Annotated in this window: 1 protein-coding gene; it reads right to left on the reverse strand. The window is 41.3% G+C overall.

Features of this window, described 5'->3' with window-relative positions:
• On the reverse strand, window positions 1-78 hold a 78-nt coding region (locus FDX22_RS31545; protein ID WP_255432995.1), incomplete at its 3' end, for a hypothetical protein.
• Window positions 79-218: the final 140 nt, after the last annotated feature.

Below are 218 nucleotides of genomic sequence, written 5' to 3' on the forward strand. Positions count from 1 at the left end.
ATTCAGAGAAGCATGCGAATACCCGGCGACATCCATATTGGCCGAGCCAATGGTTACTATGTATTCCTTTTCACGCATAGCACGTCCCCTGGCAATATAATTACCACTAATGAGTTCGTCAAAAATAACCATTGCTACAGCAAAGGCTATTAGAGCACATGTTCACTATCAAACATGTGTTCATGTTAGCCAGGTTTTTTGTAAAGTAAATCCATCCG

The sequence above is a fragment of the Citrobacter sp. TBCS-14 genome (genome assembly GCF_005280805.1).
Lineage (GTDB): Bacteria > Pseudomonadota > Gammaproteobacteria > Enterobacterales > Enterobacteriaceae > Citrobacter > Citrobacter gillenii.